Source organism: Candidatus Binatia bacterium (assembly GCA_023150935.1).
Taxonomy (GTDB): domain Bacteria; phylum Desulfobacterota; class Binatia; order HRBIN30; family HRBIN30; genus JAKLJW01.
The window spans coordinates 1-26,667 of sequence record JAKLJW010000015.1 but is presented as its reverse complement, the minus strand read 5'-3'; the positions used below and the strand labels follow the sequence as shown (position 1 = coordinate 26,667).

The following is a 26,667-nucleotide window of genomic DNA, read 5'->3' as shown; positions in this document are numbered from 1 at the left end:
CCCGCAGAGGCCGCTACGAACCCGAACGGCGGCTTTCAGTCGCGCGCTCGACCGCGTTCATGCACGACGCCGAGGTGGCAACGTCGGCACCGCAGAGCCATCCAGCGGCGGGCCGACAAGGCGGATGAAAAGCTCGAGCACGATCGGCGTGGTGTCCGAGAGACGCTCGCCGCGGCGCAGGAGGTGCGCAATCACCTCGTTAACGGCACCGACCAGCGCCCGCGGGATGAGGGGATCCGGCCGTTGCACCCTACCCTCCGCCACCGCCACCTCGAGCAGACGGGCAATCAGGTCCGCCACCGCGGCGTGCGCCCGCTCGCTGATGCGGGCCAGACGCGGCCCGGCAGCAGGCGCATCGACGATCAGAACCCGCGCCAACCCCGGGTGGCTGGCCAGCGCCATCAACCAGGTTTCGATTCCCGCCAACACCTTGCTCGCCGGATCGGGTGCCGCCGCCACCCCCGCCTCGATCGCAGCCAGCATCCGGGCTTCGACATCCTCGTAAAGCGCGGCCAGAACGTCCTCACGATTGGCAAAGATCTGGTAGAGCGTACGCCGCGACATGCCCGCGCGGGCAATCACGTCCTCGATGGTTGCAGCGAAGTAGCCCTTGTCGGCAAACGCCTCCGCGGCGGCCAACAAGACTCGCGCTCGCAACGCCTCCGAACGCTCGCCGGGGCTCGACGGCTGGGCCGGACGCCCGCGCGGCGGCGCACCGGGATCGAGCGGCAAGAGACGGACTGGGTGCCGTCCGGCTCGCTCGCGCACCGCCGCCGCCTTGCCGGCGGCAACTCGATTCGACTTGCGCCGCACGCGTTTTCGAAAGCCTCCTTTTTCTCTTGCTCGCTCCGCCTTGAGTCGGATAAAGGAAACACGTACGTTTTGTCAAGTTCGGGTTCCGGAGGCTTAGCCGGGAAGAGAACTCCCACAACTGCCTGGCGATCGCGCGGCGCGGCCCGACGCGCCAGGCCGATTTCCAAGGAGGCTGCCATGCGCGTATTGTTTGCGAGCCCATACAAGCCGTTCCCGCTTTCCGAAGACGGGTGGGATCCGCTCGATCCGTTCACCGGGCAACTATCGCCGTCGCAGGGTCCGTTCGCGATGACGATGCACGGCCACTACTGGGCTTTCTATCTGATGGCGGAGAACCTCAACGCCGAGTGCTGCGTGCTCGAACACCCGACGATGGCCGAGTTCGAGGCCGAGCTGCGCAAAGGCTGCGACGTAGTCGGGTTCCAGGTGAACTGGAACACGCTGCGCCAGACGGCGGACATGATCGAGCGGGCGAAGGCTCTGGCGCCCGACGCCATCCGCGTCGTCGGCGGCTACGCGATCGCGCAAGTGCTCGACCCGCTGCCGGCGGACGTTGCCGTGGCCGAAACTATCCGCACCGGCGCCCATCATCTGTGCCACGAAGAGGGGGTGCGCTTCATGCGCCGGCTGATTGGCGATCTGCCGGCGGAACGGCCCATCACCCAGTACACGATGCCGCGCTCCGGATCGCACCTGGCCGCCCTCGGACCGCAGTTGCGCGTCGTCGGCGGACGGCCAGTGCTGGCCTCGCTCGGCTGCCCGGCGGCCTGCGACTTCTGCAACACCTCGGCGTTCTTCAAGTACAAGAAGTTCCAGGTCGCTTCGCCCGACGAAGCCTACACCTTCATGCGCCATCACTTCGTCAACGACGGCGCGGGACGCAGCATGTTCGAGCTGTTCGACGAGGATCTTTTCACGGACCCCGAGTATCCGCGCGCCCTCGGCCGGCGCATCCGCGGCGACGAAGCGACTGCCGGCCGCCTTGGCTACTTCACCTTCGGCAGCGTCCGGACGCTCTCCAAGCTGGATCCCGAGGAGCTCGCTGCCGATGGGCTCGCGACGGTGTGGATCGGCGTCGAGTCGACTCTCGATGACGTTCTGCAACACGACGCCCACCTGCGTAAGCGCAAGGGCGGCGACGTGCAGGCGCTGTTCGACGGCCTGCGCGAGGTCGGCATCACGGTGGTCGGGTCGCTGATTCTCGGCTTCGACTTCCATACGCCCGAGAACATGCCGCAAGACGTCGACGCCTTCGTCCGCCTGGCGCCGACGATCGCCCAGGTAACCCCCCTGGTACCGTGTGCCGGCACCCGCCTGTACGAACGCATGAAGAAGCAGCAGCGTTTGTCGACAACGTTCGGTTGGACCGTCGCCGGTGGCTTCCAAGCCAATCCCGTAGCGCAGCCGCTGCACATGACGTGGCAGCAGCTAGAGGAAGCGATCGACGCTGCGCACCGGCGGCTCTACCTGGAAACGGGACCGTCGGCGCTCAAAGCGGTCGACACGGCTCTGCGCGGCTACTTGAGGCTGCACAACCACCGCGATCCCGCGTTACGGACGCGCGGTGCGCTGCTGCGCGAAACCGCGACCGCTCAATACCCGGCCCTGGTCGCAGTCCTCGCCAACGCCCCCTCCGCGCGGGTCGCCGAGCGGGCCCGCGAGGTGCAGGCCCGGTGGAAAGCCGCGCTTGGCGAGCCGGACCCGAACCTGGTCGCGCTCGGAGAGACGTTTGCCGAGCGCATCCGCGCGTTCGCGGAGCATCCCACGCCGCCGGCTGGAGTTGCCGAACCGCCGACCCGCTGGACGTACTACCGTCCGGGCGCCGCGCCGACGATCGTCAAGCAAGCGGCATAGCCGGCGGGCAACGCCCACGCGCGTACGGGAGGGTGAATGCTGATCGGAAAGGTGCGCGAAGTCTGGCGCTACCCGGTGAAATCGATGGGCGGCGAACAACTCCCGCACGCCGCCCTGGGCACGCGCGGGATCCCCGGCGACCGCGGCTGGGCACTTCGTGACGAGCAGGCAGGGGAAATCCGCGGGGCGCGCAACTTCCCGGCGCTGCTCCTCTGCCGCGCGCAATACCTCGAAGAGCCCTCGGACGGCGGCTCGCCGCCCGCCGCGATCACCATGCCGGACGGCACCGTCCTGCGCAGCGACTCGGCGGAAATATCCGTTCGCCTGTCGCAACTGATCGGCCGGCCGGTAACCCTCTGCCCACTCCGCCCGGCCGACGACCTCGCCCACTACCGGCGTGGTCGCCCGGACGACCCGGACCTTTTCAAGGAGATCCGCCGTTTGCTCGGACGACTCGACAACGAACCGTTGCCCAACTTCGCGAAGTTCCCGCGCGAGTTGATGGAATTCGTCTCGCCCCCGGGTACGTACTTCGATGCGTTTCCGCTGCACCTCGTCACCACCACCGCCCTGGCGGCACTGCGCCGCCTCAGCCCGGGCAGCGACGCCGCGGTACGCCGATTCCGGCCGAACCTCCTGATCGAGCCCGACGGCGACACCGCCGACTTCGCCGATTTCGACTGGTGCGGGGGCAAACTGCGTGTCGGCAAGGCCGAAATCGCCGTTCATCTACCCGCTTTTCGCTGCGCCATGCCCATCCAGCCGCAGCCGGACCTTCCCAAGGACCCGGCCCTCCTGCGCGCCATCGTCCGCCATGCCGATCAGAACCTCGGCGTTTACGCCTCTGTGCTCATACCCGGCGCCGTCGCGGCGGGCGACACCGTGGAGTGGGTCGCCCGCCCGCCCGTTCACGCGCCAATCCCAACCCAGACCGCGGCTGCGGTCGCAACTAAAGGAGCCGCCATGGCCGATCGACGTTTGCTTGTCCCCGCCGGAACGGAAATCATGCGCGACCAGTTCCACTTCTCCCAGGGTGTACAGGTCGGCAACACCATCTACGTATCCGGGCAGGCCGGTTTCAACGAGAGCTTCAGCATCTCCGACGATGTCGGCGAACAGGCCCGTCAGGCGTTCCGCAACATGGCTCGCGTGCTCGCCGAAGCCGGCGCCTCGCTGGACGACGTCGTGGAAATCACGTCGTACCATCTCGACATGAGCCAGATGACTCCCGTCGTCAACGCCCTGCGCGAAGCCTTTCCGAACCATCAGCCGGCATGGACGGCCGTCGGGGTCACGGGCCTGGCGATGCCGCAGATGCGCGTCGAGATCAAAGCGGTGGCGGTGCGAGGAGCTTAAGGGCTTGCCCGGTCTGCGCCTCTCGCTCAAGGGAAGCGGGCGATGACTGAAACCGTTCCGCCGACGATGCGGTGTGTGGAGATCTCAAGGCCCGGGGGCCCCGAGGTCCTGGTGCCGGCGATGCGGCCCACACCGGTGCCGGGCCAGGGAGAAGTGCTGATTCGCGTCGCCGCGGCGGGCATCAACGGGCCGGACATCTACCAGCGCAAGGGGATGTATCCGGCCCCGCCGGGCGCCAGTGACCTACCTGGACTCGAGATCGCCGGCACCATTGTGGCGGCCGGCGCAGCGGTCGATCGGTGGCGTACCGGCGATGTCTGTTGCGCGTTGACCACCGGCGGCGGCTATGCGGAGTACTGCGTCGCCCCGGCTCTGCAATGCCTGCCCGTTCCGGACGGCCTCGAGATGACCGAGGCAGCGGCGTTGCCCGAAACCTGCTTCACCGTATGGAGCAACATCTGGGATCGAGCCGGTCTGGCGCCCGGCGAGACGTTGCTGGTGCATGGCGGCGCGGGTGGCATCGGAACCACGGCAGTTCAGATCGCCGCCGCCCTTGGCCACCGAGTGTTCGCCACGGCGGCTGGCCCCGAACACTGCGGGCGCGTCACTGCATTAGGGGCGTTTCGCGCTGTCGACTTCCTCACCGAGGACTTCGTGGCGGCGATCAAGGAATGCACCGGCGGCAAGGGGGTCGACGTAATTCTCGACATCGTCGGGGGCGACTACGTGCAGCGCAACATCAGTTGCCTCAACCGCGACGGTCGCCTCGTGAATATCGCGTTCAACAAGGGCAGCAAAGTCGAAATCGACCTGATGCCCGTGATGCTCAAGCGCCTGACGCTGACCGGGTCGACGTTGCGCGTTCAGTCCGTCGAGCGCAAGGGCGAGATTGCCCGCGCCCTGGAATCGCGGGTATGGCCCTTGATCGCCTCCGACAAGGTCCGTCCGCTGATCTACAAGCGCCTGCCCCTGGCGGACGCCGCCGAGGGGCACCGCCTCATGGAAGGCGCCCAGCACATCGGTAAGATCGTGCTCGAAGTTTGACCGGCGCTGCGGCAAAAAAACCGCCCGGATTCGGGAGCACGGAGCGGGAAACGCCCTCGTCGTACTAACGCGTTTGGCGTTCCGGCGCTCGTCCCCGGCTCCCGATTCCGTGCTCCTGTGGACAGGATCGGAGCGGCGATCAGAGACTGCGCTTGCGCGCCCGCAAACCGCGCCGGCTACCCTTGGGTTTCGGTCGGTCGCGGCCGCCGAATCCCATCGGTGGCCCCGGGTCCGGGCCCGGAGCCCAGCCCCCGCCCCCGCCGCCGCCGCCCCCACCCAGCCGCGGTCGCCGCTCTTCCGCCTCCGTTACCCGCAGCGTGCGCCCGTCCAGTTCGTAGCCGCTGAACCGTTCCACAGCTCGTGCCGCCGAAGCCGAATCGGCGAACTCTACGAAGGCGAAGCCCCGCGGCCGGCCGGTCTCCCGGTCGGCCGGAAGAAAGACCTCTGCCACTTCCCCGACTTCTGCGAACAGAGCGTGCAGTGCGCTCTCGGTGGTCGCGAAGTTCAGGTTCCCCACAAAGATTCGTGTATTAATGGTGCACTCCTTTCGTTAGTAACCGGTCGTCGGCGGAATTCCCCGCCGCTGCACCCGCACTATAGACGTAGCCAGGCCCCGCGCCAAGGAAGGGGCCAATTTCCTTTCGCGCTCACTCGCCGCCTGCCACCAGGCCGTTTATCCGCTCCATGGCATCCACGAGTTCCTCGATCATTTCACGGACGACATCCCGGGAGGACTTGATCGTGTTCATCTGCCCCACGACCTGACCAACGAAGTAGGTCGCGAGCTGGCGGGCGCCGGAGTCGGACTTGTGGGCAACGCGATGGATGCGGCGCTGGGCGTCGAGCACCAGAATGCTCTGCAACGGCATCGGCAAGGCGTCGGGTGCGCCGGGGGCCTCCCATGCGTCGGTCCACGCCGTGCGCAGCATGCGCGCCGGCTTGCCGGTGAGCGACCGCGAGCGCAGCGTGTCGGCCGAAGTGGCGGCGAGGAACTTCTCCTTGATGACCGGCGTGGTTTCCGCCTCGACCGTGGTCAACCACACCGAGCCGCACCACACGCCCTCGGCGCCAAGGGCGAGCGCGGCCGCCATCTGCCTGCCCGAGGCAATGCCGCCGGCCGCGAGCACCGGCGTCGGCGCGACGGCGTCGACGACCTGCGGCACCAGCACCATGGTGGCGATTTGACCGGTGTGCCCACCGCCCTCGGTGCCCTGAGCGATGATCAGGTCCACACCCGCTTGCTTGTGATGAACGGCGTGGTCGATCCGGCCGGCGAGCGCCGCCACCGGTATCCCCGCGGCGTGGGCGCGTTCGATCAGCCACTCCGGCGGGGTGCCGAGGGCCGAGGCGATCAGCGAGACCTGGTGCCGGAAGGCAACTTCGATGAGCGGCGCCATGCTCTTCGGGTCGACGCGCAGGCCCACCATGTCGCGCCGGCCGCGTTGACTGTCCGGACCGGGCGGAGGCAGCGACGGCACGTCGTAACGCCGCAGCAGCTCCTCGATCCACTCGCGGTGCTCCGCAGGAAGCATCTGCTTGAGGCCACCGGGTTCGATGCCGCCAGTCTCCGCACCGACGAACTTGCTGGGGATGAGCAGGTCGACGCCAAACGGTCGGCCCCTGGTTTGTTCGCGGATCCACGTCAGGTCGACGTCGAGCTGTTCCGGCGAGTGCGCCACTGCCCCGAGCACGCCCATGCCGCCGGCATTGGTGACCGCCGCCACCACGTCCCGGCAGTGCGTGAAGGCGAGGATTGGAAAGTCGATTCCGAGCATCCGGGTGACGTTGGTTTGCATGGCATCGTTCCTAACAAGCTGCGTCTCGACGGGAAAGGGACTCCATCGCGGCGGGCCGTAGCGCCGGCCCGGTGGTACAGCGGCGCGCAATCGTGCTAGGCGCCACCAGTGGAGGCTGTGCGATGGAAGCCGAGCGTGCGCAACTATACCCGTTTGTCAGCGGGCCGGGCAGTGTCCCGGTCGTGATCGACCGCACCGAGGGGGTCTACCTCGTTACCGCCGGCGGTCAGCGTGTCATCGACGCGGCCGGGGGGGCCGTCGTCGTCAACATCGGTCACGGGCGGCGCGAGGTGGGCGAAGCCTATGCCCGGGCGTCGGCGGAAACCACCTTCGTCGTACCGCCGTTCGCCACCGAGAGTCGGGTCCGCCTGGTCGAACGGCTGCGCAGGAGCTGGCTGCCACCCGAGTTGACGCGGGTTGTCTTTACCTCCGGCGGGTCGGAATCGATGGACTCGGCCATCCGGCTTGCCCGCCAGCACCATGTTTCCGCCGGGCGTTCTGGGCGCTGGAAGGTCATCGGCCGCCACCTTTCTTATCACGGCACGACGTTGGCAACGCTGGCGGTCGGCGGACATCTCAAGCGCCGCGCCGGCTTCGAACCGCTGCTCGTCCCGATGCCCAAGGCGCCGGCGTGTTACTGCCTGCGCTGCCCGTTGGGGCTACGTTACCCGCTGTGCGCGGTTGCCTGCGCGACCGACCTGGAAAGGCTGATTGCGGAAGAGGGCGCCGATACCATCGCCGCGTTCGTGGCCGAACCGATCGTTGGCTCGACCGGCGGCGGCATCGCCCCGGTCGACGAGTACTGGCCAACGGTCGCCGAGATCTGTCGCCGGCACGGCATCCTCCTGATCGCGGACGAGGTGATGACCGGCTTCGGTCGCACGGGCCGGCGCTTCGCGGTCGAGCACTGGAACGTGACGCCCGACATCCTGGTCGGCGGCAAGGGCCTCACGGGAGGCTACGCTCCGATGGGCGGGCTGTTCGTGCGCGACGAGGTCGTTGCGCCGCTGGCGGCCCACGGTGACGAGCTGATGTTTTACACTTACTCCGCCCACCCCGGCTGCTGCGCCGCGGCCGACACGGTGCTGGCCATCATGGAGCGCGAGCATCTCGTGGAGCGTGCCGCCGAAATGGGCGCACGCCTGCGGACACGGCTGGCCGTGCTGGAGGGGCACCCGCACGTTGCCGAGGTGCGCGGCCGTGGCTTGCTCCTCGGTGTCGAGCTGGTACGCGACAAACGGACGCTCGAACCGTTCCCGGCGTCCGCGGGCCTGACGATGAAAGTGGTCATGGCCGGAGTGGCGAACGGGGTCTTCTTCTATCCCGGCGGCACCGATCCAGCACGCGACGTGATCACCATCGGCCCACCGTTTATCATCGAAGACGAGCACGTCGAACAGATCGCGCGGGCGCTGGAAGCAGCCATCGACACGGCGGTGAGTTGGGTCGGCGCCTAGGAGCCTGTCGGAGAGAGGCCCGCTGGTGCTTCGACAAGCTCAGCACGAGCGGGCTCTGCCTTGATTTCACAGCATTTTTCGCTCGCCCTGAGCCCGTCGAAGGGCGAGGGGCCGCTTTCTCCGACAGGCTCCTAGCCCGCCCCCACCCAGACCGGTACCATGCGGTCTATCCTGCGGAGCGGAAAGGAGCGCCCACGGTGAAAGTGTTCGCCCACGCCCTCGTGCTGAACCTCCACCAGCCTCCGTTCAACCTCGAGCATCTGCTCAACACCAACGAGTGGGAGGCCAAGGAGATCCTGTGGGCGCTCGACCGCATACCCCGCTCACTCTGGGGCTACGAAGACCGCGGCCGCGTCCACCTGGCGATCTCCGGCACTCTGCTCGAAACCCTCACCGACCCGGCCTTCCAATCCCGCGTCTACGGAACCGTCGACTGCGGCAGCTTACTCTGGCACCTCCAGAACCGGCGCATCATCGACATCCTCGGCGGCGCGTACTACCACCCGGTCCTGCCGCTCATTCCACCCGCGGACCGACCCGAACACCTTGCCCGCTGGCGCGGCATCGCCCGCCACCTGTTCTGGCGCGAGGACTTCCACGGCTTCTGGCCGCCGGAGATGGGCTTCTGCATGGAGATCATCCCGCTGCTCAAGCGCTTCGGGTACACTTACGTTCTGGTCGACAGCGAGCACATCGACCCGGTAACCCCGATGCGCTGGGACGAGATCCGTTACCGGCCGCACGTGGCGCGTTACGGTGGCGAGGAGATCGTCGTCGTCGTCCGCGACCGTGAGCTCTCCGACGCGCAGGAGTCCGGTATGGATTTCGGCTGGTTTCTGCACGAGGTATGGGAGCGCACGAAACACTGCGACTTCGTGCCCCTGGTCACCACCTGCACCGACGGCGACAACGGCGGCTGGTTCCGCAACACCAACCCCAGGGGGAACTTCTGGGGCGTCTTCTACCGCGAGTTGCTCGAGCGCATGGACCGCGACAGCCCGATCCGCCCGGTATTCATCCACGACTATCTCCGCGACCACGGCCCTACGGGAGAGGTTCGCGTTCGCACCGGTGCCTGGAACACCGGCTGGCACCACGGAGGGGACTTCCGCCAATGGACCGGCTCCCCGGCTCAACGCAACGCATTGCAGCGGGTCGCCGACCTGAGCGCGGCCATCCATGCGGCCCGCCGCCGCATCGCCGGCGAATTCGGGCACGATCCCGGTCTGGCTCACGCGGTCGAGGACGCCCTGTGGCATCTGCTCCGAGCGGAGACCAGTTGCAACTTCTTCTGGGGCGAGGCATGGGTGGAGCGCTGCGATGATGACCTCGAGGCGGCGGCAGCCAGCCTGGCGCAGGCCACCCGGCCTGTCGGGGAACGGCGATGAGCGCCCCGCACACCGGGCGCGGTCCGGCTTTGTCATGGCCCGGTAGCTCGGGGCGCGCCCCCCGCCAACTTCCGCAGCGATGCGACCTCACGGACGATTTCCAGCGAACGAGGACCCTATGCCAGAATTGCCCGAGTACATCGACGACGTCCCTAATATCTGCGGCGCAGAAGCCGTAATCGAGGGCGTGATCCGCTCCCGGCCGGCCACGGCGTTCAGCCCGAGCTCGATCGACTTCCCGAATATACGCAGCGCCTGCGCCATCGCGCTGCACATGCATCAGCCCCTCATACCCGCCGGTGGCGACGACCTGCGCACGGCGGCGATCGTCAGCAACCTCCAATACATGATGGAGCATCAGGGCATCGGCGATAATCACAACGCCCCGGTGTTCGCGTGGTGCTACAAGCGCATCGGCGAGTTCATCCCGCAACTCGCCGGCGAGGGCAAGCAACCCCGGGTGATGCTCGAATACTCGGGCACGCTGCTGCACGGGTTGCGCAAGATGGGCAGTGACGACGTCATCGAGGCGCTGCAGGCCATCACGGTACACCCGGAATACGGCCGCTGCGTCGAATGGTTGGGCGCGCCGTGGGGCCACGCCGTCGCGCCGTCGACCCCCGTCCAGGACTTCCGCCTCCACGTGCGCGCCTTTCAACAGCACTTCGCCGCCATCTTCGGTACCGACGCTCTGACTCGGCTGCGCGGCTTTTCGCCGTCCGAGATGGCACTCCCCAACCATCCGGACGTCGCTTACGAGTTCGTCAAGACGCTGAAAGACTGCGGCTACGACTGGGTGCTCGTTCAGGAGCACACGATCGAGCAGCCGGAAACCGGACGCGGGCCGGAAAAGAAGCACCTGCCGCACCGACTGGTCTGCCGCAACTCGGCGGGCCACGAGGTCAGTATCGTTGCCATCATCAAGACCCAGGGCAGCGACACGAAACTGGTGGCACAGATGCAACCCTACTACGAAGCCAAAGGGCTCGATCGTTGGGAACTCGCCGGCCACCGCGTCCCGCCACTGGTCAGCCAGATCGCCGACGGCGAGAACGGCGGCGTCATGATGAACGAATTCCCCGCCAAGTTCTTCGAGGTGGTCCGCGAGGCCAGCGGCTCCGCGACGCCGCTCGTCAACGTCACCGAGTACCTCGAACACCTCGCCGGCCTCGGCATCCGGGCTGCGGATCTGCCGCCCGTGCAACCGCTCTTCCAGCAACGGATCTGGGAGCGCTTCAAGCCCGGCGACGGCCCCGAGAAGCTGGCCAAAGCGATCGAAAGTCTAAAGCGGGAAGACAGCCGCTTCAGCGTCGAAGGCGGGAGCTGGACCAACAACCTCTCGTGGGTACGCGGCTACGAGAACGTTCTCGGTCCCATGGATGAGGCCAGTGCTCTCTTCTTCGAAAAGGCACTCAAACCCGGCGTCGCGACCAGCGAGCCGCGCTTCCGCAACGCCTTGTTCCACCTCCTGACCTCACAGACGAGCTGCTACCGCTACTGGGGACAGGGATTGTGGACCGACTACGGGCGCGAGTTGTGCCGGCGCACGATGGAGATTCTGCACCACGAGTTCTGACCGGTACTTCCGAGCGTTTCCACCGCTGCGGCATACCCGGGCAGCGCGGAGGCGCCGGCCCCCGTCAGGCGGTTCCGCCTTCCGGTTGACCGCGCGTCCGCGCTCCCGGGCCTTCGGCCTGGAGGCCGGACGCTCAGTTAGCCGCCGGCGGCGGGCAGAGCCCTATGCACGCGCGGAAATCCATCCGGCAGCGTTTGATCGCATCACGATCGAGCGCTTCGCGGCACTCGTCTCGGCGCGTGAACGCCGTCACCTGAGCGGCATCTATGCACGCATCGAGCGCCACCGGGTCGAGCGGCGGCTCCTGAGTCCGGCACGCCGTCTTGGCGGCCTCCAGGTCGGCGTGGGCCTGGGCGAGGCATGCCTCCAACGTCGCCAGCGGACCGTCGTAGCACAGGCTGCGCTGGGCCCGGCAAGCGTCCGCGCACTCGTGGTCGACGTTCCAGCAGGCATCTTTCGCCAACAGGAAATCGGTCTTGCAGCGCAGCTTGCAGTCCTTCTTGGCGGCCACCGCATCGTCGATGCACGCCCGGTCCCGTTCCAACGCCGAGACCGACGGCGCAGCGACCCACGCCGCACCAAACACGACCCCGCAGACCAGCAGTCCGACTAAGTTGCGATACATGTTCGATCCTCCCTCCGAGACTGCGTGAGTTGCCTTTTCACCAGCTTCTTCCGCTACGCCCTCGCCCCCCCGGAAGTCAAATTAAATCTGACCCCGAGGCGGGAGCCTCGGCGTCATAGCGAAGGCGATCTCGCAAACCGCCATCGCGGGCGGTGCCCGCTACAGTCGTCCGAAGAAGTCGTTGCCCTTGTCGTCGACGACGATGAAGGCCGGAAAGTCCTCGACTTCGATCTTCCAGATCGCCTCCATGCCCAGCTCCGGATATTCGACCATCTCGACGCTCTTGATGTGGTCCTGCGCCAGCACCGCCGCCGGCCCGCCGATCGACCCGAGATAGAAGCCGCCGTGCTTCTTGCACGCCGCGGTCACCGCCGGGGAGCGGTTGCCCTTGGCCAGGGTGACGTAGCTGCCGCCGTGCCGCATGAACAGGTCGACGTAGGAATCCATGCGCCCGGCGGTCGTCGGCCCGAAGGAACCGGAGGCGTAACCCGGCGGTGTCTTGGCCGGACCGGCATAATAGATCGGATGATCCCTGACGTAACCGGGCAAGCCCTCGCCGCGGTCGATGCGCTCCTTCAGTCTGGCGTGCGCAATGTCGCGCGCGACGATCATCGGCCCGGTGAGCGCAAGGCGCGTCTCGATCGGGTAACGCGACAGCGTTGCACGAATCTCGTCCATCGGCCGGCGCAGGTCGATATGCTCCACCGCGCCGCCGAGCTTCCGTTCGTCGACGTCGGGCAGGTAGCGTGCCGGGTCGGTTTCGAGCCGCTCGAGAAACACCCCGTCGGCGGTAATCTTCGCCCTGGCCTGGCGGTCGGCCGAGCACGACACGCCGACACCCACGGGACAACTGGCCCCGTGACGCGGCAGGCGGATAACGCGCACGTCGTGGCAGAAATACTTGCCGCCGAACTGAGCGCCAATGCCCGTGCGCTGCGTCAGGGCCAGCACTTCGCCCTCGAGCTCGCGATCGCGAATCGCGTGCCCGCGCCGGTTGCCCCGCACCGGCAGATCGTCCAGCTCGCGGCAACTGGCGAGCTTGACCGTCTTCAGGGTCAGCTCCGCGGACGTACCGCCCACGACGATCGCCAAATGATACGGCGGGCAGGCGGCAGTGCCGATGTGGCGGATTTTCTGCTCCAGAAAGGCGAGAAGCGATGCGCGATCGAGCAGCGCCCTGGTTTCCTGAAAGAGGAAAGTCTTGTTCGCCGAGCCCCCACCTTTGGTAACGAACAGGAATCGGTACTCCTCCCCCGCCACGGCATACAACTCGATCTGTGCCGGCAGATTGGTGCCCGTGTTGACTTCGTCGTACATCGACAGTGGCGCGAGCTGCGAGTAGCGCAGGTTGGTGCCCGTGTAGGTATCGTATACGCCGCGCGCCAGCACCGCTTCGTCGTTGCCTCCGGTCCACACGCGCTGGCCCTTCTTGCCGATCACGATCGCCGTACCCGTGTCCTGACACGACGGCAGGACCATGCCGGCGGCGATGTTTGCATTCCGCAGCATGCTGTGGGCAACGAAGCGGTCGTTATCGGAGGCCTCGGGATCGTCGAGAATGGCACGCAGTTGCGCCAGGTGACCGGGGCGGAAGAGGTGCGAGACATCGCGCACCGCCTCGGCAGCCAGGCGGGTAAGGCCCGCCGGATCGACGATCAGCAGCCGTTCGCCGCGAAAGGCGTCCGTCGATACGAAATCCCCGTCGAGACGACGGTACGCGGTCGCGTCCTCCCCGTGGGGAAACATCTCTTCGAAACTGAACTCGTCCATCGGCGCCACCTTTCGCTGCCTGCTTCTTAGCGCCCGGGCCGCGCCAGGGCGAGGCGACGGGTGCACGACGCGATGCGGCGGCCCACCGGCCCCCCGAATTCTCTCGTTCGCTCGCGTTTAATTGTCGTGGCCGCGATTGATATAGTGGCATCCATGGCTTTCGCGAAGGACATCCTGTGCATCGGAGCCGGGTACGTTGGCGGTCCCACCATGTCGGTGATCGCCGACAAGTGCCCGCAGTACAAAGTGACCGTCGCCGACATCAACCAGGCCCGTATCGACGCCTGGAACTCGTCGACCCTGCCGATTTACGAACCCGGCCTCGACGCCGTGGTGAAGCGGGCCCGCGGGCGCAACCTGTTCTTCAGCGCCGACGTCGATGCCGGCATCCGCGAGGCGGACATCATCTTCGTCAGCGTCAACACTCCCACCAAGACGTTCGGCCATGGCGCCGGGTATGCGTCGGACTTGCAGTACCTCGAAAAGACCGCGCGCCGCATCCTCGAAGCGAGCGACCGCTCGAAAATTATCGTCGAGAAGAGCACGCTTCCCGTCCGTACCGCCGAGGCGATGGAGCGTATACTCGACTCGAAGCGCAGCGGCATTCGATTCGATGTCCTGTCGAACCCGGAGTTCCTCGCCGAGGGAACGGCGATAGCGGATCTGGAAAATCCCGACCGCGTGCTCATCGGCAGCCGCGACACGGCGGAGGGTAAACGGGCACTGGAGCAGATCGTCGAGATCTACGCCAACTGGGTGCCGCGCGAGCGCATCATCACGACCAACGTGTGGTCGTCCGAGCTGTCCAAGCTCACTGCCAACGCATTTTTGGCGCAGCGTATCAGTTCCATCAACACGATTTCGGCGTTATGCGAACGCACCGGCGCGAACGTCGACGAGGTCGCGTTCGCCATTGGCCGGGACAGCCGCATCGGTCCAAAGTTCTTGAAGGCATCGATCGGCTTCGGCGGCTCGTGCTTCAAGAAGGACATCCTCAACCTGGTCTACCTCTGCCGCCACTACGGCCTGCCGGAGGTCGCCGACTACTGGGAGTCGGTGGTGCGGGTGAACGACTGGCAGCAGCACCGCTTCGTGGGCCGCATGTTGAGTCACATGTTCAACACGATCGCCGGCAAGCGGGTGGCGGTGTTCGGTTTTGCGTTCAAGGCCAACACCGGCGACACGCGCGAGACACCGGCCCTCACCGTGGTCCGCGATCTGCTCGCCGAGCAGGCGATTCCGGTGATTACCGATCCGAAGGCGCTCCCGGAAGCACGGCACGACCTGCGCGACGTCCTCGACCGGGTGGAGTTCACCGACGATCCGTACGCGGCGGCGGCCGGCGCCCATGCGATCGCCGTGTGCACCGAGTGGCAGGAGTACACCGACCTCGACTACGCGCACATCTACAAGGAGATGCAGAAGCCGGCCTTCTTGTTCGACGGCCGCAACGTCCTCGATCACCAGCGCCTGTTCGAAATCGGCTTCGAGGTGGTGCCCATCGGCCGCGCGGACCTGACCCGGTATTAATGGTTCTCGGCCGCGCGGTCGTGCTATGGTCGGTCACGTGGACACGGCCCGGCGACGCGCGACGTACGCGGATCTGCGCGAGGTTCCAGACACCATGGTGGCGGAGATCCTCGACGGCGAGCTTTACGCCACGCCACGGCCGTCGTCGCCGCATGCGCTGGCCAGCTCGGCGATCGGCATTGACCTGGGTGGCCCGTTTCACCGCAACGCCGACGGACCGGGGCACCCCGGCGGGTGGTGGATCCTCGACGAGCCGGAACTCCACCTCGGGCCGGATGTGGTCGTCCCGGACCTGTCCGGCTGGCGGCGAGAGCGGATGCCCGTCCTGCCGAACGTCGCCGCTTTCACGCAGGCGCCCGACTGGGTGTGCGAGGTCGTCTCGCCGGCAACGGCGGCCATGGACCGCGTTCGCAAGACGCGCATCTATGCGCGCGAGTCGGTGGGGCACCTGTGGCTGGTGGACCCGCTGGCGAAGACGCTTGAAGTGTACCGACTCGACGGCCGGCAATGGATCGTTGCCGGCACGCACGCGGGTAGCGATGTCGTCCGCGCCGAGCCGTTCGATGCCATCGAGCTGGCACTCGCGCGCTGGTGGCTGGTGGGCTGAAGAGACTACGGTCCGCCGGGATCTGGTCCCTTCCGAACCATATCCCTGGAAGGGCAGTGCACGCCCGGCGCGACTACCGTTCCAGGCGGTGCCGCCACCCGTCAGCCGAGGAACTCCTCCGCGCCGAGGTCCAGTGCGTGGCGGCTGTGACGTCTTGCCATGGCGAGGAACATCTCGTCCCCGCGCGCGGTCTGCTGCACCATCACCGTCGCGATCACCGTAACGACAAACCCCGCAAACGTGCCGCGCCGGTAATCCTCCCAGCAACGCTCGAACGGGTAACCGGAAACCCCGGCGCGGCATAGAGCCTCGTAATACTCGCGCACGATATCGCCTTCCGCCCGGCGTCGCGCTTCGGGCTGCATACCCGCGCCGAGAAAGTACGCCACATCCGACAGCGGGCTGCCCATGGTGATGGTCTGCCAATCCACGGCCGCAACTCGCGGCGGGTTCGAGACCTCGTCGATCAGGAGGTTGTCGAGCCGGTAGTCGACGTGGATGAGCGAAAAAGGATCGCGCAGCGGCAGGAACGGGGCCCCCGTTCCCTCGCCGACCCGGGAGATGATCGCCGCCTCGTCCGACGACAGTTGCCCCGCGAATCGATCGAGAAAACCGGGCAGCGTGGCACGGTAGAGGCCGCGGACCATCTCGGCGGTTTCCGCCGTCGCCTCTCCCAGCCACCCGATGCCGAGCAATGAACGGTCGCACCACGTCGGCGCGTGCAGGCCCACCAACTCGAGCACTGCCGCACTGGCCACCGCCTCGGAGCAACCCGCTAATTGATTACCCTGTTGCCGGGGCGCCAGATCCTCGAGCAGCAGGGCGAACTCCGGACCGTCGCCCTCGATCGCCGCGAAGTAGCAGCGCGGCACCGAGATCGTCAGCCGCGGGCGCAGCTCGCGATAGAAGGACACCTCTTTGATGTAATTGCGTAGCTGCACCGCGGTCTGGCGGCTCATCGGATCGTCGGACGGGAACTTCCCAACCAGGCTGCGCGGCACCGTCGCCGCGGCACCGTTCAGCGACAACTCGAACCGCACGCTCTTCGCCATCTGGCCGGTACCGATGGGGGTTGCCGTGAACTGGCGTACCGCGGCCCCCGCGTGGCCCGCCTCGCGCAACCGCTCGGTCAACCAGGCGGCGTCGATCGTCTCCGGTGTCGGAATACTGGGCATGCAACTGTGCTCCTGCGTCGGCGTTGGTGCGCTGGGACTCTAGGACCCGGAACTATCGCGTCAAGCCGAGCGCCGACCTTCGCGCCTCGAACTCCGACGTTCGACTCTCGACCGGCCCATCCTCCGTTCGGCTCCCCGGTCCGGCTCTATAGCCCCAGGGCCGCGTTCACCGCCGCGACCAGGGCGCTGACGTCGACCGTTCCGTCGCCGTCCGGATCGAATGCCGGGCAAGTCTCTACCGTGGTATTGCCGAGCGCAATGTCGACCCCGATGACGATGTCGTCGACGGTCACCGATCCGTCCCCGTTGCAGTCGCCGATGGGATCGTCGCAGGCGTCCCCCACGCCATCCGCGTCGCGGTCGCCCTGCCCGGCATTAGCGACCGCCGGGCAGTTGTCGCAGGCGTCTCCTACAGCGTCACCGTCGGCATCCTCCTGAGCGTCGTTGGCGATCTCCGGGCAATTGTCGAGGCCGTCGAACCGGGCGTCGCCGTCGCGGTTGACCCCGACGCGTTCGCCCGAGCCCGGCGGTACGCAGGTATACGTCACCCGCCCGCCTGGCGCCGACGCCAGAGCGCGCAAGGCCGCGTCGTCGAGTCCGGCACTGCCATCGTCCGGCTCGAATAGGCCGCCAGCCCGGCGCACGTATCCCACCTCGCCCCCGCCGACCACGGCCCGAGCGACAAGATCGCACTCGGTCGCGTTGGGTCCGAGAATCTTCGAAGTGAACGGCGCCGCGGCCCGCGCCAGGAGCAGGTCGATGCGGGGACCGACCACGGCGGCATTACCGCTGTCGAGAGTGACCTGTTGCCCGACCACGGGTGCGAGATCGGTGTCGAAGGCGAGCATGTACTGCTCGACGTCGCGCCGCTGCGGATCGCCGTTGAAAAACCCGACCATGCCCTCGAACGCCGAGCGGAACACCGAGGCGCGCAGGAAGCGGAACACCGTATCTATGCTGCCGTCGTGCAGGAAGCCGAAGCCGCGGATCTGATCGCCCTGCGGCCCGTTGCCGCCGGCATCGATGAAGTCGATGTCCGGCATGCCGAACATGCCGACCTTCTGATAGAGATTGCGCAAGTGCGCGATCTTCACGATTTGCGTCTCGTTCTCGAAGCTGGCCCGCCCGTCGGTACCGAAGAAACCCTGCGCCGGATCGAGGACGTGACATCCGTTGCAGGTGAAACCCATGTCGGCGAGGAAAGGGACGCCGTCGGCGCGGTGCCCACCGCCGCTGTCCGGTCCGTCCTCGCCAAGGAAGTATGCGCGGCCCGCCGCCTGCGCCGGGGTCAGCGAATTGTCGAGGGCACGCACCGGATTCGGCGGCAGCGCCAGCGACAGCGCGAAGTCGCTAAACGCCTGCATGTCGGTCTCGGATAGCTTCTCCGCCCGGCCGACGAGGCCGTCGAAGGCGACCACGAAGTTGCGGAACGACAGATCGGAGTCGAACGCGTCGCGGCCGAAGAAGCCGTTCGATCGGTCCCCGCGCCAGTGCATCGCCCCCGAGTTCACCATGCCACGCAAGGTCTGCGTGGTCATGGGTCCCTTCATGGGATGGAAGTGCTTGGTGTTGCCGGTGCCGTTGATGGGCGAGGACGACACCCCGGCCCCGTTCTCGAGGCGGATGGGGATCGGATTGAATGCGACGTTGCTGTCCGGATCGCCGAGGTCCCAGGCGAGGTGATCCATGTCGCCGAAGATGTGACAGCTCGAACACGACGCTTCGCCGTTACTCGAGGTCTCCAGCGCGTCATAAAGGAAGCGCCGACCGCCGACCACAGCCGCCGGCTCCGGGTTGTGCAGGGCGACCTTGTCGACTTCAGTCCGCGCATCGAGATCGACGACCGCAATGGCGTTGTCGAACCGCGTCAAGACGTAAAGACGGCGACGCGTCTCGTCGAGCGCCAGCCCGCTGGGGCCGCCCCCGCTCAGTGCGATGTACCCCGCGCTGTCCACCGCCGGGTCCAGGGCCCCGGTTTCCAGCTTCTCGGTGTCCAGCACGCCGACCTTGCCCGAACCGAAGGCGGCAACGTACAGGGTCCGACCGTCGCCCGACACGGCCATATCGAGCGGCGTGGCCAGGCTCTTCTCCCCGACCCCCGCCGGCGCGGGTCGAACGGAATAATCGATGTGCGGGTTGAGGTGATGTGCGGTGGCAACGCCGTCGGCGAGAACCGTGATGCGCGCCTCGGCAAGGTGTCCCTGCACCGTGCTGCCCCCGAATACGCCCGGTCCTTCGAACCGCACCTCGTTGCGCGACTCCGTGTTGGACACGTACACCTTCCCGCTGACCGGGTTCACGACCATGTTGAACAGCGTCGTCCCGACACCGGCGAACGTGCTCCCCGGCTGTAACGTGTTGGCGTCGATCGCGAACACGTCCTTGTCGGGCAGATTGAAACGAACGGCATTGTCCCAGTTGCGGCCGAGTTCGTCCTCCCAGTGCCCCGAATCGCGATTGAGTTTGACGATGAGACCGACTTCCGGAGCATTGCGGCCCTCGTGATTCTTCGCCGGTCCCGGATTGCCGCCCGGATAGGTGACGCCGCCGACCAAACACGGCTTCTCGGGGGCGAAGCCGTCGCACACGACCCCCTCCGAGAGGGTGGTGGTCAGGTTGCCCGAGTGCAAGACGGCGGCGTAGACGGTGTTGCCGTCGGTACTGACCGCAAGGGCGCGGGGTGTGTCCCCGAAGAGCTCGACAATGCGCAGGGGCGTACCGCCGAGGCCGGGGCCGGGATCGCGCGCATCGAAGACCCAGACGTCGGCACGGCCGACACCCGGCGTGGTGAGTTTCGGATCGCCAGCGCCGGGCACGTTCGTCAGCGACGGATCGGTGCGATGCTGACCGCGGTGCGCCGTGGTAACGAAAGCGCGATCGGGCCCCGCAAAAACGATGTCGCGCGGCTCGTCGCCGACCAGGAGCGTACGGACAACACGCGGCGGCACGGCGATAGTGTCGACTATGCTCACACTGTCGGAGAGGTGGTTGACCACCCAGACCTCCCCCTGACCGCGAACGGCGAGGGCAACCGGCTCGAGACCGACGGCGATCGAGGCTCGGCGCGCGATGCCGCCGCGCCCGACGTCGAATATCTCGAGCCGCCCGTCGGGCGTATTGACCGCGTACAGACGAGTACGGTCCGCCGACAGCGCCAACGGGCGCACCGGCCCGCTTTCGAAGGCGACGAACGCCGGCTGCGCCCGCGCCGCGGTGGCGGCGACGAGCGCGAGCAGAACGAGACAGCGGAGGATTCGTGCGTGCATGGGCAACCCCCTTCGCCCGCCACACTGCAACAGCGGGCTGGAAGTCGCAAGCCGAATTAGCGCCCGAGGTCGACCGAGCCCTCTACGCGCCGGCAACCATCGCGAAGTTCGCCATCGCGGCCTGCAAGCGACGGGGCACGAAGCGCAGGCTCCAGGCGGCGAGAGCATTCATCGCGCCTGCGACTTTGCTCGGACGGCCGCGCAGCATGGCGTCGATACCGATCTCCGCCACCGGCCGGCTTTGCATCATCGACAGGCGCTGGAAGAGGCTGTGCCGCTGGCCGGCGACTGCGAGGAACTCGGTGGCGGTAACGCCCGGGGAAAGGACGGATACCTTCACGTTGGTGTGGCGCAACTCGTAGCCGAGCGCCTCCCCGAAGCTCAGTACGAACGCCTTCGCGGCCGAGTAACTGGCGTAGGTAGGCGTCGGCTGATAAGCGCCGATCGACGCGATCTGCAAGACGTACCCTAAATTGCGCGCCACCATGTCGCGCACGAAGAGCTTGGTGAGGTGTACGAGACTGACAATGTCGAGCCGTAACATCTCGTCCTCGCGTTCCCACGGGATCTCCAGAAACGCCCCGTGAACGCCGAAGCCGGCGTTGTTGATGAGCACGTCGATGGCGACCTTCTGCGCCGCGAGGCGGTCGTAGAGCGCCTGCGCCGCACCCGGCACCGCGAGGTCCATGGCGATCGCCTGCGCCTGCACCCCATGGCGTTGCGCCAGATCGTTCGCCAGCGCGCGCAGACGGTCCTCGCGTCGCGCCACGAGGACGAGATGGCAGCCACGCTCGGCGAGGATGGTGGCGAAGTCCACGCCCAAACCGCTCGACGCGCCGGTGACCAGCGCGGTCTTGCCTCTGAGATCGGTCATGCAGTCCTCCACGGTTGCGTCGTACGCCAAAGGTGTAGCGGAACTTGGCCCCGGGTTGCGAGGTCAACCCGGGGCTGACCCGGGCTATTCGTGAATCTGCCGCCGCCCCTCGATACGGCCCCTGAAAGAAACGTTAGAAGTGGTCGGCGTGACGACGGGTCGTAGGAGCGCTGTATCAGACCGCCGCCGCGCCCGGCTGCCGATTGCCAACGCGCGTGCACGGCGCGGGGCGCGCATGTCGACGTCTCGTCAGTTCCTCCGCCCCACCGCTCACCCGTGAATCGTACAGGTGTCTCGTCAGTTCCCAGCGCGAGGACGCGGGCGCGTAGCGCGCCGGTTTTGCCGTCGAAAACGAAGCCATGGACGCGAAATCGGCCCGCTCCGGTGACCGAATGCCAGGGATTACCGCGGGTTGTCGTGGTCCGACCCGCGTAAACCGCGCCAAGCGGTTCAGCGGAAGCGATTGGCTAAAACCTTCTCCAGGGTGGCGCCGACAAGGCGCGAGGCCGAACGGCACGACTACAGGTCGGCGAGCAGTTTCAGTTTGACCTTCACCTCGTCCAATAGCGGTCGAGGCAATCGGCCGAGTGCCTTCCGAAAGCGGCGATTGTCGATCGAACGACTTTGGTCGATCATGACCTCGCAGTCCGCTGTGTTGCCGGCGATGCCACGCGGCAGCGGCACCCGCAGAAGGTTCTCCCCCGTGAGTCGAGTCGTGCAGGGAAGGACCCAGGTCGATGGGTGGTCGGTGTCGTTGAGCAGATCGTTCTGAACTACCAGGACCGGCCTTGCCTTGCCCGGCTCGGTGCCCTGGCGCGGATTCAGGTCAGCCAGATACAAGCCTCCTTGGCGTATCGGCGCTTTCAATCGAGCCCCTCGCCGGAGAGATGATCGAGCTCGTCGATCTCACGAGCCAGCGATCGACGCGTGGCGCGAGATGCCGCACGGTAGGCGTCGCGAAGCGCCCGACGTTCGGTGGTTTCCTGCAGCAGGCGAAGCCCTCGGCGCACGACCTCGACGTTGCTCTTCAGCTTCAGACGCGCTTTCAACGACTGCACCAAATCGACCTCGGCCGGTGGCAGGGTGATGCTCGATTTTGCATTAGATTTCATACCTGTGTAATGCCTGACGACCGCGCCGGACGCAACGCGGGGCTTGCGACACGCGGCACCTGCTCGGCTGCGGCGCGGGTCGGCAGGGTTGGTTTTCACGAGCAAGGGGCCCTGACGGCAGAATCTTTCACGAGCATGCCCCCCTCGCGTGACCAGACGTGACCGACAGGTATTGTCAAGGCTCGCGGCTGATTCGTGCCAGTAATCCCCGCGTCACTGAATCCCCCCTCGCGTGCCGTGCCAAGAGTACCATCGTCCCCTGACACTCTAAGATGCCATCGAGCGTCTTCTGTCCCTCCCTCCGCCGGCGCAATGTCGCGCAGGCGCGCCGCGCATGAAGGCTATCTTCTTGCCCCCGGCACCTAGAGCCTCGCGTTGCGCCGCCGTAGCCTATGGGCTACGGTCGGCTGGTGGTCGAAATCCGGAAGTATCGTCGCGACGATGGTGTCGTTCCGTTCGATCGCTGGATGGCGACGCTGAAGGATGTGCGTGCGAAGGCCCGGGTCCTCGTTCAACTCGATCGCCTGCGGGTGGGACTTCCGGGCGATTGGAAAGCGGTCGGTGCGGGGGTGTTCGAGCTGCGGATTCGGGAAGGCAAGGGATATCGCGTCTACTTCGCAAGGGAGAAAATGACCGTCGTCGTGCTTCTTTGTGCGGGAGAGAAATCCACTCAGGGCCGCGACATCACGCGAGCCCGGTCGTATTGGCGAGAGTATCGGAGGCAAGCATGAAGGCAACCGCATACAAGGGTTCGGACTATCTGAAGACGCAGAAGGACATCGTCGCCTATCTCAACGCCGCTCTGGAGGATGGCAAGCCGGCCGTCTTGTTGGAGGCGTTGCGCAATGTGGCGATGGCGAAGGGCGGGATGGCCACTCTGGCGCGCGCTGCCCGGGTGAGCCGTGAGAGTCTCTACCGCACGCTGTCGCGCCGGGGGAACCCGAAGATCGAGACCGTCATGGAACTGCTTCGCGCACTCGGCCTCAAGCTGAGCGTCGAGCGAACGCGAGCGGCGTGAGACCGGCAGGTGCGCGCCGAGCTCGTCGCGGTGAGCGTCGTGGTGGCCTGCGAGGTCCGCTTCGGTGCCACAAAGAGCGGTTCGAAGCGCCTGGCGAGGCGGCTTCGATGTACTCCTTCGGAAATTGGGGGGAGCGGTGGCCGGCGGTGGGTGGGGTCCGGAAACGCCCGACCAGGCGCAACGGCGGGCAGCCATCGGGGTCGGCATCGGTATCGGAATCGGTATCGATTCGAATGCCCCGATCCCGATAGCGATTCCGACCCCGACCCCGCAGAGGGGACCGCGTTTTCATCGTCTTGAGACGACCGCCAGGTCATGGGCACTCCTGCGAGAGATTCCGCAGCTGCCGATCGAGGCGGCCGGCGCACGGCACCGAGAGCCTGCCGGCGGGAGGTCGCGAGCTCGTCACCCGTATGCAGCGCGAGGTGGGACGCCGCGGACATCTTCGCGCGATCGACGCGATCGAGAACTCGGCTGTCCAGCGCGAGGACGCGGGAGCGTATGGCGCCGGTTTTGCCGTCGAAAACGAAGCCATGGACGCGAAATCGACCCGCTCCGGTGACCGAATGCCAGGGATTACCGCGGGTTGTCGTGGTGCGACCCGCGTGAACTCAGTCGCGCCGGTCGCCGCGAGGGCTTGCTTGCGTGTAGTCTCAATTGAGACTACGTAGCGGAGTGTGGTCAAGCGGCGAGTGGCGCTCTCCCCGGATGCCGTACGTCAGTTGCGGGCGCTCCGCGCATCCGATCGCCGTCTCGTGCAGGACCAGATGCGTGAGCAACTCGGCGAATCGGATGCCACGCAGGAGACGCGGAACCGCTTCCGTTTGCGGCGCCCTTCTCGGGTTGCAGACTACGAGCTGCGCATTCGGGATTGGCGTGTCTTCTATCGGGTCGTCGACGAGACCGTGCAGGTGGTCCTGGTCGGCCGGAAGAGCGGCAGTTTTCTGATCATCGACGGCAAGAGGTTCATCTTATGAAGATCGAGAGCATTCGCGAGGTGAAGGCCAATCTCAGCAAGATCGTCGGTGCCCTCGCGGAGGAGGGGTCGGTGGTGATCACGAAGAACGGTCGGCCCTGCGCCGTCCTGATGCCGGTGACGGAAGACACCGACCTCGAGATCGTGGCGATCTCCCAGAACAAGCGCTTCTGGCAGACCTACGACCGTGCCCTGCGGCGCGCCGAGAACAAGGGCTGGACGTCGCTCGACGACGTGTGAACACCGGCCGCATCAGCGCGACCAGGTACTCGAAGGGATTGGCGCCGTTCAGCTCGGCGGTGTGGATCAGGCTCATGAACATGTCGCCGATTCGGGCGCCGGTTGCGGGGCGCGCATGTCGACGTCTCGTCAGTTCCTCTGCCCCACCGCTCACCCGTGAATCGTACAGGTGTCTCGTCAGTTCCTTCCAAAGCTCCTGCCCGGAACGGCAGGAGAACTTGATCGTCGCAGCGGTGCAGCATAGGCTTGGCCTATGCCTTCGACGGCAAAAGCTCCTGATCGTCAGGCCCGGCTGTTTCGTAACGGCCGGAACCAGGCCGTCCGCATTCCTCGCGAGCTCGAAATGCCCGGCGACCGGGTGCGGATCTACAAGGAAGGGAAGCGAGTCGTCCTCGAGCCAATCGTCCAGCGCAGCCGGCTCGTCGAGGTGCTCGCCCGCTGGAAGCCGATTCCCGATCCGTTCCCTGACGTCGATGAAGGTCTCTTGCCGCTCGAGGATGTAGAGTCCTAATGGCGGCCCCGCGCTATCTCCTCGACACCAACATCGTTTCCGACCTGGCGCGCGATCCTCAGGGCGCGGTTGCCCGGCATCTGGCCGAGGTGGGCGCCGAGCACGTCGCGGTGAGCGTCGTGGTGGCCTGCGAAGTCCGCTTCGGTGCCGTAAAGAGCGGTTCGAAGCGCCTGGCGAGGCGGCTCGATGTCCTCCTTCGAGAGATTCCGCAGCTGCCGATCGAGGCGCCCATCGACAAGCACTACGCCGACATCCGTGCGTACCTCGAACGCGCCGGAACGCCCATCGGACCCAACGATCTGCTGATCGCCGCTCATGCCCGCGCTCTCGGATCGGTGCTTGTAACTGACAACGAACGGGAGTTCGCCCGGGTGCCGCGCCTTGTGATCGAGAACTGGCGGCGCGAGTGAGGGCGGCGAGATCGGCGTTGGGGCCACGACACTGCGTGCGTGAGGACACGGTGGTGTCGGTCGAGCGGCAGCGGCCGGCGCACGGCACCGAGAGCCTGGCGGCGGGAGGTCGCGAGCTCGTCACCCGTAGGCAGCGCGAGGTGGGAAGCCGCGGACATCTTCGCGCGATCGACGCGATCGAGAACTCGGCTGTCCAGCGCGAGGACGCGGGAGCGTATGGCGCCGGTTTTGCCGTCGAAAACGAAGCCATGGACGCGAAATCGACCCGCTCCGGTGAGCGAATGCCAGGGATTACCGCGGGTTGTCGTGGTGCGACCCGCGTGAACGTGGGCAACGCCGTGGTCACGTCGAACACGTCGAGGTCGGGAGTCCCGCGTGCTGCGAAGAGCACTCGGATAACCGCCGTGTCACGCCGCCGTCGGCGCGCCCGCTTGCCGATTGCCAATCCGCGTGCGCGGTTGCGGGGCGCGCATGTGGGTGTCTCGTCAGTTCCCTGTCCCGATCGCCTGCGGCTCGTGGAAGGACTTGCGAACGCATCCAATCATAATAGTATCGCCGATATGAAAACTATTGCGATCAGCATAGACGAATCGACCCTCGAAACCGTGGATCGACTCGTTGCCGGATCGAGTCTCCTGCGGACTCGGTCGGCGGTGGTCCGGGTTGCCGTACGGGCGTTTGCGGCGGACGAGCTGCGCCGGCTGGCAGAGGAGCGTGAGCGCGAGGTGGTGCGCAAGCATCGGCAGCGCCTGTCGCGGCAGGCGCGGGCGTTGATCGCCGAGCAAGCGGGTTCATGAACCGCGGCGAGATCTATCGCACGCGCGAGCGCGTGGCGGAGCGCGGCGACAAGCCGGGGTTCTATGTCGTGGTGTCGCGCAGCTTCATTGCGCGCAACGATGATGTGTCGACCGTCATCTGCGCCCCGGCGTACAGCGAGGTGCTCGGGCTGACGACGGAAGTGGTTCTCGGGGAGCAAGACGGCTTGCCGAAGACCAGTGCGATTCGGTGTGATTTCCTCACGCTGATGTTCAAGTCTAAGCTGACACACTTCGTCGGAATGTTGCCGGCGGCGAAGCTCGTCGAGCTCGATCGCGCCCTGGCGTGTGCCCTCGATCTCCGCTGGGATTACTGAGTCCCCGTCGATATGCAGCATCACCTGGACGGGTGGCAGCGTGGCTGTCTCCGAGCCCCGCGGTTGCGGGGCGCGCATGTCGACGTCTCGTCAGTTCCTCTGCCCCACCGCTCACCCGTGAATCGTACAGGTGTCTC

26 protein-coding genes are annotated in these 26,667 nt (G+C 66.6%); 16 read left to right on the top strand and 10 right to left on the bottom strand.

The window, feature by feature from the left end:
* Positions 1-57: 57 nt before the first annotated feature.
* Positions 58-813 carry a TetR/AcrR family transcriptional regulator gene (locus L6Q96_10840; protein MCK6555059.1) on the bottom strand — a complete coding sequence of 252 codons (756 nt, stop codon included), beginning with the start codon at positions 811-813 and terminating at the stop codon, positions 58-60.
* A gap of 177 nt (positions 814-990) precedes the next feature.
* On the opposite strand from L6Q96_10840, the gene L6Q96_10835 reads away from it, so the two are divergent.
* The 3 genes from L6Q96_10835 to L6Q96_10825 are packed head-to-tail and all read left to right on the top strand — an operon-like array spanning position 991 to position 5,067.
* The gene (locus tag L6Q96_10835; protein MCK6555058.1) at positions 991-2,667 is read left to right on the top strand and encodes a hypothetical protein; all 1,677 of its coding nucleotides are present in this window, start codon (positions 991-993) and stop codon (positions 2,665-2,667) included.
* 36 nt (positions 2,668-2,703) lie between these two features.
* Complete coding sequence (locus L6Q96_10830; GenBank protein ID MCK6555057.1) at positions 2,704-4,023, top strand: MOSC N-terminal beta barrel domain-containing protein; 1,320 nt, start codon at positions 2,704-2,706, stop codon at positions 4,021-4,023.
* Positions 4,024-4,065: 42 nt separating this feature from the next.
* A complete protein-coding gene (locus L6Q96_10825) occupies positions 4,066-5,067 on the top strand; it encodes an NAD(P)H-quinone oxidoreductase (GenBank protein ID MCK6555056.1) in 1,002 nt (333 codons plus the stop codon).
* A 139-nt stretch (positions 5,068-5,206) separates the two neighbouring features.
* Here the strand turns inward: L6Q96_10825 and L6Q96_10820 are convergent, their stop codons facing one another.
* The gene (locus L6Q96_10820; GenBank protein MCK6555055.1) at positions 5,207-5,584 is read right to left on the bottom strand and encodes an RNA-binding protein; all 378 of its coding nucleotides are present in this window, start codon (positions 5,582-5,584) and stop codon (positions 5,207-5,209) included.
* A gap of 130 nt (positions 5,585-5,714) precedes the next feature.
* Entirely contained in the window at positions 5,715-6,863 is a 1,149-nt protein-coding gene (locus tag L6Q96_10815) for a nitronate monooxygenase family protein (protein MCK6555054.1), read from the bottom strand.
* 122 nt (positions 6,864-6,985) lie between these two features.
* Here L6Q96_10815 and L6Q96_10810 point away from each other — a divergent pair, with 122 nt between their 5' ends.
* The 3 genes from L6Q96_10810 (at position 6,986) to L6Q96_10800 (ending at position 11,284) form a co-directional block, all read left to right on the top strand.
* Complete coding sequence (locus L6Q96_10810; GenBank protein ID MCK6555053.1) at positions 6,986-8,320, top strand: aspartate aminotransferase family protein; 1,335 nt, start codon at positions 6,986-6,988, stop codon at positions 8,318-8,320.
* Positions 8,321-8,517: 197 nt separating this feature from the next.
* Positions 8,518-9,708, top strand: coding sequence for a glycoside hydrolase family 57 (locus tag L6Q96_10805; protein MCK6555052.1), 1,191 nt, complete (start codon positions 8,518-8,520; stop codon positions 9,706-9,708).
* A gap of 118 nt (positions 9,709-9,826) precedes the next feature.
* The gene (locus tag L6Q96_10800; GenBank protein ID MCK6555051.1) at positions 9,827-11,284 is read left to right on the top strand and encodes a glycosyl hydrolase family 57; all 1,458 of its coding nucleotides are present in this window, start codon (positions 9,827-9,829) and stop codon (positions 11,282-11,284) included.
* Between the two features lie 133 nt (positions 11,285-11,417).
* Here L6Q96_10800 and L6Q96_10795 read toward each other — a convergent pair whose 3' ends face one another.
* Together L6Q96_10795 and L6Q96_10790 are read right to left on the bottom strand one after the other, a co-directional pair.
* Positions 11,418-11,909, bottom strand: coding sequence for a hypothetical protein (locus L6Q96_10795; GenBank protein ID MCK6555050.1), 492 nt, complete (start codon positions 11,907-11,909; stop codon positions 11,418-11,420).
* 159 nt (positions 11,910-12,068) lie between these two features.
* Positions 12,069-13,679, bottom strand: coding sequence for a fumarate hydratase (locus tag L6Q96_10790; protein ID MCK6555049.1), 1,611 nt, complete (start codon positions 13,677-13,679; stop codon positions 12,069-12,071).
* A gap of 153 nt (positions 13,680-13,832) precedes the next feature.
* On the opposite strand from L6Q96_10790, the gene L6Q96_10785 reads away from it, so the two are divergent.
* Entirely contained in the window at positions 13,833-15,209 is a 1,377-nt protein-coding gene (locus tag L6Q96_10785; protein ID MCK6555048.1) for a nucleotide sugar dehydrogenase, read from the top strand.
* A gap of 94 nt (positions 15,210-15,303) precedes the next feature.
* Entirely contained in the window at positions 15,304-15,816 is a 513-nt protein-coding gene (locus tag L6Q96_10780) for a Uma2 family endonuclease (GenBank protein MCK6555047.1), read from the top strand.
* A gap of 101 nt (positions 15,817-15,917) precedes the next feature.
* On the opposite strand, the gene L6Q96_10775 is transcribed toward L6Q96_10780, so the two are convergent.
* From L6Q96_10775 to L6Q96_10755, 5 genes are all read right to left on the bottom strand, one after another.
* Positions 15,918-16,991, bottom strand: a complete 1,074-nt coding sequence (locus L6Q96_10775; protein MCK6555046.1) for an ecdysteroid 22-kinase family protein — start codon at positions 16,989-16,991, stop codon at positions 15,918-15,920.
* Between the two features lie 146 nt (positions 16,992-17,137).
* Positions 17,138-20,257 carry a hypothetical protein gene (locus tag L6Q96_10770; GenBank protein MCK6555045.1) on the bottom strand — a complete coding sequence of 1,040 codons (3,120 nt, stop codon included), beginning with the start codon at positions 20,255-20,257 and terminating at the stop codon, positions 17,138-17,140.
* 82 nt (positions 20,258-20,339) lie between these two features.
* A complete protein-coding gene (locus tag L6Q96_10765) occupies positions 20,340-21,131 on the bottom strand; it encodes an SDR family oxidoreductase (protein MCK6555044.1) in 792 nt (263 codons plus the stop codon).
* 519 nt (positions 21,132-21,650) lie between these two features.
* Complete coding sequence (locus tag L6Q96_10760; protein ID MCK6555043.1) at positions 21,651-21,971, bottom strand: type II toxin-antitoxin system PemK/MazF family toxin; 321 nt, start codon at positions 21,969-21,971, stop codon at positions 21,651-21,653.
* Positions 21,972-21,994: 23 nt separating this feature from the next.
* A complete protein-coding gene (locus tag L6Q96_10755) occupies positions 21,995-22,243 on the bottom strand; it encodes a hypothetical protein (protein ID MCK6555042.1) in 249 nt (82 codons plus the stop codon).
* Positions 22,244-22,710: 467 nt separating this feature from the next.
* Between L6Q96_10755 and L6Q96_10750 the strand changes: the two genes are divergently transcribed.
* The 8 genes from L6Q96_10750 (at position 22,711) to L6Q96_10715 (ending at position 26,530) form a co-directional block, all read left to right on the top strand.
* Positions 22,711-22,974: a type II toxin-antitoxin system RelE/ParE family toxin gene (locus tag L6Q96_10750; GenBank protein MCK6555041.1), complete on the top strand. Its 264-nt coding sequence runs from the start codon at positions 22,711-22,713 to the stop codon at positions 22,972-22,974.
* Positions 22,971-23,261: a putative addiction module antidote protein gene (locus L6Q96_10745; GenBank protein MCK6555040.1), complete on the top strand. Its 291-nt coding sequence runs from the start codon at positions 22,971-22,973 to the stop codon at positions 23,259-23,261. The genes L6Q96_10750 and L6Q96_10745 overlap by 4 nt, the downstream gene beginning before the upstream one ends.
* A gap of 677 nt (positions 23,262-23,938) precedes the next feature.
* Positions 23,939-24,238, top strand: a complete 300-nt coding sequence (locus L6Q96_10740; GenBank protein MCK6555039.1) for a type II toxin-antitoxin system RelE/ParE family toxin — start codon at positions 23,939-23,941, stop codon at positions 24,236-24,238.
* Positions 24,235-24,477: a type II toxin-antitoxin system Phd/YefM family antitoxin gene (locus L6Q96_10735; GenBank protein ID MCK6555038.1), complete on the top strand. Its 243-nt coding sequence runs from the start codon at positions 24,235-24,237 to the stop codon at positions 24,475-24,477. The genes L6Q96_10740 and L6Q96_10735 overlap by 4 nt, the downstream gene beginning before the upstream one ends.
* Positions 24,478-24,730: 253 nt before the next feature.
* Entirely contained in the window at positions 24,731-24,988 is a 258-nt protein-coding gene (locus L6Q96_10730; GenBank protein ID MCK6555037.1) for an AbrB/MazE/SpoVT family DNA-binding domain-containing protein, read from the top strand.
* Positions 24,988-25,398, top strand: a complete 411-nt coding sequence (locus tag L6Q96_10725) for a type II toxin-antitoxin system VapC family toxin (protein MCK6555036.1) — start codon at positions 24,988-24,990, stop codon at positions 25,396-25,398. Before L6Q96_10730 ends, L6Q96_10725 begins: the two co-directional genes overlap by 1 nt.
* A gap of 560 nt (positions 25,399-25,958) precedes the next feature.
* Positions 25,959-26,195, top strand: a complete 237-nt coding sequence (locus L6Q96_10720; GenBank protein MCK6555035.1) for a ribbon-helix-helix domain-containing protein — start codon at positions 25,959-25,961, stop codon at positions 26,193-26,195.
* Positions 26,192-26,530, top strand: a complete 339-nt coding sequence (locus L6Q96_10715) for a type II toxin-antitoxin system PemK/MazF family toxin (GenBank protein MCK6555034.1) — start codon at positions 26,192-26,194, stop codon at positions 26,528-26,530. Before L6Q96_10720 ends, L6Q96_10715 begins: the two co-directional genes overlap by 4 nt.
* The last annotated feature ends 137 nt before the right edge of the window (positions 26,531-26,667 follow it).